This is a genomic window from Deinococcus aerophilus, assembly GCF_014647075.1.
Lineage (GTDB): Bacteria > Deinococcota > Deinococci > Deinococcales > Deinococcaceae > Deinococcus > Deinococcus aerophilus.
In genome coordinates this window covers 1-11,280 of sequence record NZ_BMOM01000052.1, presented here as the reverse complement: position 1 = coordinate 11,280, position 11,280 = coordinate 1, and the positions used below count along the sequence as shown (strand labels likewise).

Annotated in this window: 9 protein-coding genes and 1 CRISPR repeat array; of the genes, 7 read left to right on the top strand and 2 right to left on the bottom strand. The window is 64.5% G+C overall.

The features are described from left to right. Window positions 1-105: 105 nt before the first annotated feature. The 7 genes from casA to cas2e are packed head-to-tail and all read left to right on the top strand — an operon-like array spanning window position 106 to window position 6,270. Window positions 106-1,800 carry a type I-E CRISPR-associated protein Cse1/CasA gene (casA, locus tag IEY21_RS16100; RefSeq protein WP_188905360.1) on the top strand — a complete coding sequence of 565 codons (1,695 nt, stop codon included), beginning with the start codon at window positions 106-108 and terminating at the stop codon, window positions 1,798-1,800. Beyond that, window positions 1,797-2,447: a type I-E CRISPR-associated protein Cse2/CasB gene (gene casB / locus IEY21_RS16095; protein WP_188905359.1), complete on the top strand. Its 651-nt coding sequence runs from the start codon at window positions 1,797-1,799 to the stop codon at window positions 2,445-2,447. Before casA ends, casB begins: the two co-directional genes overlap by 4 nt. After that, window positions 2,444-3,664: a type I-E CRISPR-associated protein Cas7/Cse4/CasC gene (gene cas7e / locus IEY21_RS16090; protein WP_188905358.1), complete on the top strand. Its 1,221-nt coding sequence runs from the start codon at window positions 2,444-2,446 to the stop codon at window positions 3,662-3,664. The genes casB and cas7e overlap by 4 nt, the downstream gene beginning before the upstream one ends. Then, window positions 3,661-4,344: a type I-E CRISPR-associated protein Cas5/CasD gene (gene cas5e / locus IEY21_RS16085; protein WP_188905357.1), complete on the top strand. Its 684-nt coding sequence runs from the start codon at window positions 3,661-3,663 to the stop codon at window positions 4,342-4,344. Before cas7e ends, cas5e begins: the two co-directional genes overlap by 4 nt. Beyond that, on the top strand, window positions 4,341-5,012 hold the full coding sequence (cas6e, locus tag IEY21_RS16080) for a type I-E CRISPR-associated protein Cas6/Cse3/CasE (protein ID WP_188905356.1): 672 nt from the start codon (window positions 4,341-4,343) through the stop codon (window positions 5,010-5,012). Before cas5e ends, cas6e begins: the two co-directional genes overlap by 4 nt. Further along, the gene (gene cas1e / locus IEY21_RS16075; RefSeq protein WP_188905355.1) at window positions 5,009-5,941 is read left to right on the top strand and encodes a type I-E CRISPR-associated endonuclease Cas1e; all 933 of its coding nucleotides are present in this window, start codon (window positions 5,009-5,011) and stop codon (window positions 5,939-5,941) included. Before cas6e ends, cas1e begins: the two co-directional genes overlap by 4 nt. After that, on the top strand, window positions 5,938-6,270 hold the full coding sequence (cas2e, locus tag IEY21_RS16070) for a type I-E CRISPR-associated endoribonuclease Cas2e (RefSeq protein ID WP_229753180.1): 333 nt from the start codon (window positions 5,938-5,940) through the stop codon (window positions 6,268-6,270). The genes cas1e and cas2e overlap by 4 nt, the downstream gene beginning before the upstream one ends. Window positions 6,271-6,338: 68 nt before the next feature. Further along, window positions 6,339-8,258: a CRISPR direct-repeat array (repeat unit 29 nt; unit sequence GAGTTCCCCACGCGTGTGGGGATGGCCCG). Between the two features lie 499 nt (window positions 8,259-8,757). Here cas2e and IEY21_RS16065 read toward each other — a convergent pair. Both IEY21_RS16065 and IEY21_RS16060 read right to left on the bottom strand, forming a co-directional pair. Beyond that, window positions 8,758-9,498 carry a hypothetical protein gene (locus IEY21_RS16065; RefSeq protein WP_188905354.1) on the bottom strand — a complete coding sequence of 247 codons (741 nt, stop codon included), beginning with the start codon at window positions 9,496-9,498 and terminating at the stop codon, window positions 8,758-8,760. A gap of 177 nt (window positions 9,499-9,675) precedes the next feature. Beyond that, on the bottom strand, window positions 9,676-10,644 hold the full coding sequence (locus IEY21_RS16060) for a coiled-coil domain-containing protein (protein ID WP_229753181.1): 969 nt from the start codon (window positions 10,642-10,644) through the stop codon (window positions 9,676-9,678). Window positions 10,645-11,280 lie beyond the last annotated feature (636 nt).

The following is an 11,280-nucleotide window of genomic DNA, read 5'->3' as shown; positions in this document are numbered from 1 at the left end:
CCGCGAGGCGTGGCTCGCCGAACTGCGCGAAACCCTCGCCCGCTACGACACCCCACCCGCCCGCAACACCGCCTGACCCACCAGAGGATTCATGAGGACCACCCTGTGAACAGCCCCCCCACCTTCAACCTGCTGCACGAACCCTGGATTCCCGTCCGCCCCCTGAACGGCGGCCCCGTGCGCGAAGTCGGCCTGCGAGAACTGCTGCTGCACGCCCACACCTTCGGACGCATCGACGACCCATCCCCGCTGGTCACTGTGGCCCTGCTGCGCCTGACCCTTGCCCTGCTGCACCGCGCCCTGCGGGGACCCACTACCACCGAACAGGCCGCCGAATGGTACGCACACGGCTTCCCTACAAAAACGCTGGAAGCGTACTTCCAGACCTGGGAAGACCACTTCGACCTGTTCCACCCACAGAAGCCCTTCTGGCAACAGAAGTCCGACAAGAAAGAACCAGAGCAGTATCACTGGAGCCTGTTATCTCCTGAACTTAACGGCAGCAACACCACGCCCGTCTTCGGCACGAAGAAACGCGCCGAAGCGGTCGCAGGCAAATCCGCTGCCGAAACCACCGTCAGGGCGTGGCTCGGAAGCACGTCTCCAGCTCAGGTCGCACGCCTTCTCATTCAGAACCAGTCGTTTTCCCTTGGGGGGCGCATCACCGGGGCATCTGATAGCCAGCAGGGTGGCCCAGTCATGAGCAAGGCCCTGTTCGTCGCAACTGGCCGCAATCTGCATGAAACCCTATGCTTGAACCTGCTCCCGTATCCCGCAGATATGGCCGAAGTGGACCGAGCCGTCTGGGAGTGGCAGGCGCAGGGGGAGGACCGGACGGCCGGCGCAAGTGTGCCGCTTGGGTATGCCGACCGGTACACCTGGCTGTCGCGGAGCATCCTGGCGACACCTGAACCGACAGACGCCCTGCACACCCTGGGCTACGGGGCGGGCATCGCACGCGTCGAGGACACCCATCAGGGCCGTTCACTGGAGCCCATGGCTGCTCTGGTTTCAAGGATGGTGGAAAATAAGGCGGCATTGACGCCACTGAAATTCAGCCTGGAAAAACTCGTCTGGCGCGACCTGCAAGCGATCCTGCCCGAACCGCAGAATCAGGTCTACGTCAATGCGCAAGGCAAGGTCATCCGAGTGCCAGGATTTGCCCCCCTCACCATCCGGAATGCGGCGCAAGTCCTGGACCTCGTGAATGAAGCCGCCCAGGGTGAGAGCATCGTTCAAGTACACGCCTATGGGCAGATCCTTGGCGACAAAGCGGGGAAAACATCGGCCTTCAGGCATGAATCCTATGCCCTACCTCTTCCGCTTCTTCAGGACTGGGAACGAGGTGGTCAGCATGTAGACACCGCATTCCGAGAGGCCAAGCTGGTCGGGAGCGCACTCCTCAATGCCACCCTACGACTGGCCGCTGAGGTGGTGTCGCGCGGCGGTGAGCGGGAACCGCACAAGGACGACGTGCGGAACCTCGCGCAGACGCTTCCCGGGTTGGGGGCGTACTGGGCAGCGCTGGAAGCTCCGTTCCGGGTGTTCCTGGCTGGACTGAACGCGCCGGAAGAGGCGGCGACCGCTTGGCGGGCGAGTGTGACCCGTGAAGCCCGCGCGGCCTGGGACATGAACGTGCAGGGGGCAGGCGGGGACGGTCAGGTGCTGGGCTTCGCGTTCCGGCCGCGCCGCACGGACGGGAAGTACCAGCCCAGCCCACAGGGCATTCTCGACCGCACCCTGGCTTCCTTGAGCGCCGCCCAGCGCACCAACTCGACTGCACCGGAGGTTCCTTCATGACGACCGCCACACCGACTGCCACACCGTTTGAACGGCTGGTGCTGAACCTCTCGCGGCTGGACCGGGGCCAGCTGGCACGGCTGCGCCGCTCGCTGGGCGACGACACACCCGGCCAGAGCGTCCCGTGGCTGGAAGGGGTCTTTCTGCGATCCGGCCTGAACGTCACGTACGACCGGCAGTGGCGGGCACTGGCGCTTGTCTCGGGCCTGTACGCCCTGGTCGAACGGCCCGACGGCACGGGTGAAGAGGCGCCTGCACCGGAGCGCCGCCCGTCGTTCGGGGATACGTTCGGCGCGCTGTATCTCGCGCAGGATCAGCGATCCAGCACCGAGAAACGCTTCCTGTCCCTGCTGGACGCCGACGCAGATGGACTGCCATATGCGCTCAGGCAAGCCGTCACGCTTCTGAACGCTGACGGACGCACGCCCGACTGGGTGCGGCTCATGGAGGACGTGAACTGGTGGGAGCACGACACCGCCGGAGAACGCGTCCGCAAGAACTGGGCGCGGGACTTCTACCGCACCGCCGAACGCATCAGCAATACCTCGGACACCGAGTCAGACAGCGCAGGTCAAACTGCCACCGCCGCCCAACCTACCCTCTTCGACGCCGCCGTCCCGGATGAGGACGAAGGAGACCGCCTGTGAAAGCCCTTCTGGAACTCCACTACCTGCAGAATTTCGCGCCCAGCAACCTCAACCGCGACGACACCGGCAGCCCCAAGGACGCCTACTTCGGCGGCACCCGCCGCGCCCGCGTCAGCTCACAGAGCTTCAAACGCGCCATGCGCATGGACTTCCGCGCTCGCGGCACCATCTACCCTGAAGAACTGGGAGAACGCACCAAACGCGCCCATGAGGAGATCGGCAAACAACTCGTGGCCGCTGGCATTCCCAAAGATCAGGCCGAGGACGCTGCCATTGAAGCCCTGAAAGCCGTCAAGCTGGACATCAAGGTCACCAAGAAGCGGGATGGCGAGGAGGAGAAAAAGTCCGAGTACCTGCTCTTCCTGGGCCGGGATGAGCTGAAGGCCTTCACCGACCTGATCCTGAGCCACTGGTCTGATTTTGAAGCCCATCTGGAAAAAATTGCGGCAGAACGCAAGAAGGCGAAGCCGAAACCTGTCGAACTGGACAAGAAATTCAAGGGTATCTTCCTGGGCGCCCTCGACGGTTCCCGCGCAGTGGACGTGGCCCTGTTCGGGCGGATGCTCGCCGACCTGCCGGAGAAGAACGCGGATGCGGCGGCGCAGGTAGCGCACGCGATCAGCACGCACGCCATGCGCGGCCGGGAATTCGACTTCTACACGGCTGTGGACGACCTGAAGCCCACCGACACGGCCGGCGCGGACATGCTGGGCACCGTGGAGTTCGGGAGTGCCACGTATTACCGCTACGCCTGCGTGGACCTCCGGAAGCTGCTGGAGAACCTCGGCGGGGATGTTGACCTGGCCGTGCGGGGCCTGCGGGCCTTCCTGGAGGCCAGTGTGTTCGCCGCGCCCACCGGCAAGCAGAACACCTTCGCGGCGCACAACACGCCGGGCCTGATGATGCAGGTAGTGCGGCAGGACGCCTCGCCCCGCAACCTCGCCAACGCGTTCGAGAAGGCCGTGCGCGGGCCGGACGGCTTCCTCACCCCCAGCTTCACGGCCCTCAGTGCCGAAAAACGAAATCAGGACGTTGTCTTCGGGGATGAGGGACGCTCACGGTACGTGAATGTCATACCCGGCGATTTCAACGAGGATGCCCGTGAGCCGCTGGGTCAGGAGTTCCCCAGCGTGAAGGCCCTGATTGACGCGACCGTCGCGGACGCGCAGGCGATCCTGGCAGCCCTGAACGTCCCGGTGAAGGCAGCGCGGGGGTGAACACCCTCCTGATTCCCCTGGCTGGCCCCATGCAGTCCTGGGGCACCCGCAGCCGCTTCGACGACCGCGACACGGAAAGCGAGCCCAGCAAGAGCGGCGTCCTCGGCCTGTGCGCCGCCGCGCTGGGCATCGACCGGGCCGAACCCGTCACGCACCTGAGCGCCCTGGCGTTCGGCGTGCGGGTCGACCGCCCCGGCGTCCTGATGCACGACTACCACACTGCGCAGCTCCACCCGGGGCAGCGGGGCACGCACACCAGTCTGACCCGCCGCGCCTACCTGTCCGATGCGGCCTTCTGGGCGGCCCTGCACGGCGACCCGGCGTTGCTGCGCGACTTGCATGCCGCCCTAAGGAACCCGCACTGGCCCCTCAGTCTGGGCCGCAAGGCGTTCGTGCCGGGGACACCCGTCTGGCACCCGGACGCCCTGCAGACAGAGGGACTGCTGGACGCGCTGCGGCACGCACCGACCCTGTGCCGGAACTCCGATCAGGTGGACGGCTCCTACCGCCTGATCGTGGACGCCCACGAGGCCAGCGACCCGCCGCGCCACGCCACGCCTGGCGAACGCCGAGACGACCCCAGCGCCCCGTTCAGCGAACGCCGGTACGCCCTGCGTGATGTGCTGCAGTGGGTCGAATCCCTCCCGCACCTTCACGCCACACCGGAGGTTCCCGCGTGACGACCCTCACAGCCCCACTGCACCTGTCCCGCCTGCACTTGAGCGAACGGCACCGCCACGCCTCTCGCGACCTCAGCAGCCCCTACGCCCTGCACCAGACGCTCCGCTGGGCTTTCCCGGGCGCCGGGCAGGACGACGCGCCCCTCCCGGACGGCGAGCGACTGCTGTGGCGACAGGACGTGACCCTTAACCCCCAGACGGGCGAGTTCACGCCCACCATCCTCGTTCAGAGCGTCACGCCGCCCGACTGGGGCGCCCTAAACGCCCGCGATCCCGCGTACCTGACCGAATGGGACGTCCGCACGCTTGACCTCACGCCCGCACTCACATCCGGGCGCTTACTGCATTTCCGCCTGCACGCCAACGTCACCGTCCGCCGCCAGGACGAGACAGGCCGCAGCGCCCGCCACGGCCTGCATACCCCCGCAGAGCAACTCGCCTGGCTGGACCGGCAGGGAGGCCGAGCCGGGTTCGATGTCTTGGGCGCCGACATCACACGCGCAGGCCGCACTCGCACCCGCAAAGGCAGGCAACTCATCACCTTGCACACCGTCACCTTCGAAGGAGCCCTCCGGGTCACGGACCCGGTCGCCCTCGAACGGGCCGTCCGGGAAGGCCTTGGTCACGCCAAGAGCCTCGGCTGCGGCCTCCTCAGCCTCGCTCCATGACCACAGGCGGGAATGGAATTGTCTGGCAGCGCCAGAATCTCCGCGAACTTCCCAAATTCCGCGACGGCACCACCTACCTGTACCTCGAACACACCCGCCTGGAACAGGACGGCCGGGGCGTGCGCGCCTACCACCCGGACGGCATGCTCACCCTCCCCGCTGCCAGCCTCAGCGTCCTGCTCCTCGGGCCCGGCAGCAGCGTCAGCCACGAGGCTGTCAAGGCGCTGTCCGATACCGGCTGCTCTCTGCTGTGGGTCGGAGAGGGCGGCGTGCGCCTCTATGCCAGCGGCATCGGCGAAACCCGCAGCGCCCTACGCCTCCAACAACAGGCCCGCCTGTGGGCCAATCCCGATACCCGCCTGCGCGTTGTCCGGCAGATGTACACCTTGCGCTTTCCTCAGCGCCTCCCTGAAGGCCTTACCCTGGCCCAGATTCGTGGGCATGAAGGCGCACGTGTTCGCGACGCCTACGCTCGCTACAGTCAGGCGCACGGCGTCAGGTGGGAACAACGCCAGTACAAACAGAGCGACTGGACCCGCGCTACTCCCATTAACAAGGCCCTCAGCGCCGGCAACGCCTGCGTATACGGTCTCGCGCACGCTGCCATCCTCGCCACCGGTTACAGTCCGGCCCTTGGCTTCATCCACACCGGTAAGATGCTCTCCTTCGTGTACGACATCGCCGACCTGTACAAGATCGAAGTTGTCCTTCCCATCGCTTTTCGAGAAGCTGCCATTCCCGGCGACGACCTTGAACGCCGTGTCCGCACCGGTCTGCGCGACCACATGACCAATCTGCGCCTCCTTGAACGCATGGCTGCCGACCTTCACCATCTCCTCGGCGGCGACCACGAAGACCCCGAACCCACCGCCCCTGGCGACCTCTGGGACCCCGGTGGGGACGTCCAGGGCGGCATCAACCACGCATGATCGTCATGACCCTAGAAGCCGTACCGCCCAGCCTCCGCGGCGAACTCAGCCGCTGGCTCATCGAAGTGCAACCCGGCGTGTACGTCGGCAACACCACCGCCCTCGTTCGCGACCTCCTTTGGGACAAAGTCGTGCAGCACGTCCGCACCGGCCGCTGCACCCAGCTTTACCGCGCCGCCAACGAACAGGGCTTCGCCATACGCCTTCACGGTGACCCTCGCCGCACCCTGGTCACCCTTGACGGTTTTCAACTCGTTGCCGTTCGCAACACCCGTCATGCAGAATTACAGGGGGAGTACGACCCTCCCGAGGATGATGACAAATTGTGAGCTGAATCCACTGCCTACAGGCATACCTCCGGGAGTTCGCTAACCCTTGCATCCCGTGCTGCCAGAGTGAGTTCCCCACGCGTGTGGGGATGGCCCGGTCTTGACGAAGGCCGCGTGTGCCTTTGCGGCGAGTTCCCCACGCGTGTGGGGATGGCCCGTTGTCTTTCTACGGTCAGGCGCACTTCGCACGGAGTTCCCCACGCGTGTGGGGATGGCCCGTTCGGGTTGAACACGTGCCCGGCGATCTCGGCGAGTTCCCCACGCGTGTGGGGATGGCCCGGCGAGGCTGAGGCGCAACCGCGCCGCCTCTGAGAGTTCCCCACGCGTGTGGGGATGGCCCGGTCGGCCGCGTTAGGCGCGGCCGGCCTTCAGGGAGTTCCCCACGCGTGTGGGGATGGCCCGGCGTTTCAGGTACGCCTTCCGCACTTCGGGCGGAGTTCCCCACGCGTGTGGGGATGGCCCGCCTTCATAGCCCAGCATGAGGGCACGACCAGCGAGTTCCCCACGCGTGTGGGGATGGCCCGGTGGGCAGATGACCGGCAATCCTGGCGACGTGGAGTTCCCCACGCGTGTGGGGATGGCCCGCCGCTGCAGAAATGGGGCCACGGTGACCAGGGGAGTTCCCCACGCGTGTGGGGATGGCCCGGCGCGGCCGCCCCCACGGCCGCAACGTCGGTCGAGTTCCCCACGCGTGTGGGGATGGCCCGGTTCATAGCGGCTGGCTTCCCGTGGGGCCAGCGAGTTCCCCACGCGTGTGGGGATGGCCCGCCCTCGGGCCGGAACGCGCTGAGCAGATCGGCGAGTTCCCCACGCGTGTGGGGATGGCCCGACGTCAGCTGACGGCCGGCTGCGCTTCCTGGGGAGTTCCCCACGCGTGTGGGGATGGCCCGCGCATCTTCCGGCTCTATGACACCTTTGAGCGGAGTTCCCCACGCGTGTGGGGATGGCCCGAACCGGATCTCGCCGGATTGGGCGGGTCCGTAGAGTTCCCCACGCGTGTGGGGATGGCCCGCGGCCCCCCCGAGGTAACGCGGATTCAGGAACGAGTTCCCCACGCGTGTGGGGATGGCCCGCTGCGCGGCGTGTTCACCGCCCTGCACGACGGGAGTTCCCCACGCGTGTGGGGATGGCCCGCCGATCCCGTGGTCACGGGTGTGCGGCTGCGAGAGTTCCCCACGCGTGTGGGGATGGCCCGTCCAAAGATGACTAACGGCGTTTACAGGGCTAGAGTTCCCCACGCGTGTGGGGATGGCCCGGGGCGCGGCTGGAATGACCGCACGCCGTACCTGAGTTCCCCACGCGTGTGGGGATGGCCCGCCCAGCAGACCCGAACGGTCCCGCTCATGCGTGAGTTCCCCACGCGTGTGGGGATGGCCCGCAACTCTTCATAGAAAACTTCAGCAGTGCCGCGAGTTCCCCACGCGTGTGGGGATGGCCCGGCAGCACCTACGCGAACATGGAGAGCGCGGAAGAGTTCCCCACGCGTGTGGGGATGGCCCGTTCACCGTGGCAGCGCCGGGGGTGTTCGGGCCGAGTTCCCCACGCGTGTGGGGATGGCCCGCGAACACCGCCACCACGTCCGCCAATGCCGCCGAGTTCCCCACGCGTGTGGGGATGGCCCGGAGGCGAGCAATCTAGAGGTGAGCCTGGAGCAGAGTTCCCCACACGTGTGGGGATGGCCCGCCGACAGGCTGCCCATCATCACCGACGCCGCCGAGTTCCCCACGCGTGTGGGGATGGCCCGATGTGATTTTGCGGCTTGAGGATTACGGGTTGGAGTTCCCCACGCGTGTGGGGATGGCCCGTACGCCTCCACGGCTGCGCGGGCGGCCGCCTGGAGTTCCCCATGCGTGTGGGGATGGCCCGATGCCGTCCTCGTCGGGCGACAGCAGGACCACGAGTTCCCCACGCGTGTGGGGATGGCCCGACGGAAACCCGCCTGGAACTGCACACCCCCGAGAGTTCCCCACGCGTGTGGCGATGGCCCGATCTCTGCAGCCACGCCTGACGGCGCCTGGACAGTCATACGAGACTGCTGGTGGCTGAGAGAGGATGAGATGAAATGACCTTTGCCTCTCCGAAATTATCTGGTTATGAAGGCAGCCAACGTCCTCCCCGATAGGGAGAGCCGGATTGGTCCCAGCAGTCTGTTCCAGACCACATCTGACAGGAGCGATATGAACACACAACGCGATCCACACGGCGCGTCATATCCATCTCTCAGGCACTTTTCGTGCCCAACGCGTGCCCAACGGAAATGGGATTAGACTGTACTATTCGGGACGAGCCGGGAGAACAACCATCTAAGCAGATCTAAATGATGTGTGCCAGAGGCATAATTTAAACTGGACGGTCTCGAACACGCATGACCCGGGATGAGCTGACATACGCCTGTTAATCGAATGGTGGCTGGTTCGACCCCAGCCTGCCGAGCCAGACAACGAAAGCCCCCGCCTTTGCAGCGGGGGTTTTTCGTTGGGCTGGTGGTTAGCGGTTGCGGTACTGGGGCAGATTCTTCCAGGGTTCCAGAATATTGAGGGCAAGGGCCTGAGCACCAATGGACGCTGTGGACTTGACCCACGGGGAGTAAGAGACCGGCGCACTGATAGGAGCGTAGGTCGTCATAACCCCAGGATCAATCTCGGTATCCAACACCGACCAACCTTTCTTAAGGGTAATGGTGGTATCAATCTTGCCCAGCGCCAGACAATCACCCTTGTATTTGAAGGTGGTATCCATATTGGCGTACCAATAGGCCCTGAATCTCACCGCGCTCGATTTGCTGCCGTTCAACTGATTTATAATCTGATCGTCTTTATTCGTGCGCAAAAAATTAATCGGGTAAACTTTAAGACTGCTAGGGGCATCAGTCTGAACATTTTGACACAGCCCAAAGACGCTGGAATCAGAGTTGCTGACGCTAAACAGCAGGTTGGCGTTTTTGCCGGTCATCGTTTCTGACGTAGGCAGATTCAGATCGAACTTCCCCATGGAACCAACCGGAGCAGGTATTTCGAGTTCTCGTTTATCAACAGATGTAATACTGCCAGCCTCGAAAGGTACGATCTGACCCTGAATCACTTTGATTTCTCCGTTGGGTATGGGCTTGGGATCAGGGGTGGGATCGGGCAACGAGAGTCCCCCACCACAGGCGCTGAGCAGCAATCCCAGACCAACAAACGCAGAAGAGTGAAGACCGACCCGCTTGATGTCTATTCCGTTTGGCATGGCTCAGCTTGCAGCTTTTGCAAGCTGAGCGGGTGTTTCAGCTCTTGACAAGAAGCGCTGGCTTCTCTCATGGTCGGGTCAGACTTCTTGACTTCGGACGTGGTGGACGCTACCGAGGCCTATATCAAAGGCCGAAGGGCACCCTCAGGGGATGCCCTCCAGACCTGCCGCCTCGGTTTAGAAGCGGAACTTGAGCCCGGCAGCGATCGAGCTGACGTTGGTTCCGGCCGCATTGAAGTAGTACTGCTGACGGGCCTCTCCGAAGACTGCGAAGCGGTCGGTCAGGCGGTAGTCCACACCCACGAGCAGTTCCCCGAAGGTGCTTTGTTTGTCGAAGTTGTACCCACCCCCGGCTCCCAGGATGCCGTCGGAGCGGCCCATGCTGGCACGGTAGGTCACCAGGCCACTGACACTGTTGCCCGGCGTCGATCCGGAAACCTTGATATCGCCCGTGGCACGGATGCCGAAGCCTCCCAGCAGCGAGTCATTGCCGATCATGACGCGCGCCATGGACCCGACATTGTCCTGCCGGACACTGTAATAGGAAGCACCGACGTAATTGCCATAACGGAAGGGGGGCACCGGGGGCACGTAGGAGTCGCCTTTCTCGCCCTTTTCCCCCTGAGGTCCAGCCGGACCGACAGGGCCTACTGGTCCCGCCACGCCCTGGGGTCCGGGGGCGCCCGCAGGTCCTGCAGGACCCACCGCACCCTGCGGACCCTGGGCTCCCGGTGCACCGGCGGGGCCGGCCTCACCCTGTGGCCCTTGTGGACCGGCAGGGCCCGCCTGCCCCGCTGCCGTGGGCAGCGCCTGGATGGCCGAGGTGAGCTGGTTGATCTGGTTCTGCAGGGCGTTGATCGCTTCCTGCTGTGCCGCCACCTGAGCACGCAGTTCCTGCAGGGCCGCCAGGGCTTCTTGCAGACCCTGACGCAGGGTATCGAGCTCGCTCGCGTCAAAGGTGCTCTGACCGGTGGGCAGATCGGCAATGACACGGGCGAGTACCTGCGCAACTTCCTGACGGGTGATGGCGCTGCACCAGTTGAACGTGCCGTCCGGATAGCCGATGAAGTAGCCCTTCTGAGTCACCAGATCGATGGCCGCCTTGGCCCAGGTGCCGGGGGTGCAGCTGACGGGGGTGGTCGGCACCACCAGCACTGTGGGCGCAACCGGGGTCGGCTGTGCTGCGGGTACAGCAGCGGGGGCTGCCGGGGCCCCTGAGCCCCCTGCCAAGGCGCCGCTTCCCAGCAGCAATAGACCTGTAACCATAACTTTCTTCATAGTTTCCTCCTGAGTGCCTGATGAATCGCAGATGTCTTCTGTGACAGCACCTTAATGCCCTCGCGGAGGCAACAGAAATGAGTGTCTTACCCTCTTCTTAATTTCTTGGAGAGACGGCATCTTCTCAGGTTCGTGGCTTGCCGAAATCGCCATATTTTCGATTGAGGTCCTTGAAACCGTGCGTGGCGCCGACTCCCCTACGATCGTGGTACACCCAGGGTGCTCGTTCCAGGGAGATAGCCTCATTTCTCCTGCCCGCCAGTGTGCCCGCCTCTTGCTGGACCTCCACAGGTACAGGGGAACCCGGAAGACGGATCGGCTACACCTGTGTATGACAGAGACAGGCAAAAAGGGGACGGCCCGATGCCGCCCTCCCCTTTTTGTATTGTCGTAAAGCTTTAAAACATTGCTACACCGCGCTGACCCTGGCGGCCTGACAGATTTTATGAGATTGGACGGAAAACGAGTTGCCAGCCGACCTCAAGGGTGGTTTGAGGAGGGGCG

Bases quoted from the DNA above. Each gene is read 5' to 3' on its own strand.
- IEY21_RS16065 (WP_188905354.1), bottom strand. From the start codon at position 9,498: ATGCCAAACGGAATAGACATCAAGCGGGTCGGTCTTCACTCTTCTGCG.
- cas1e (WP_188905355.1), top strand. From the start codon at position 5,009: ATGACCACAGGCGGGAATGGAATTGTCTGGCAGCGCCAGAATCTCCGC.
- cas2e (WP_229753180.1), top strand. From the start codon at position 5,938: ATGATCGTCATGACCCTAGAAGCCGTACCGCCCAGCCTCCGCGGCGAA.
- casB (WP_188905359.1), top strand. From the start codon at position 1,797: ATGACGACCGCCACACCGACTGCCACACCGTTTGAACGGCTGGTGCTG.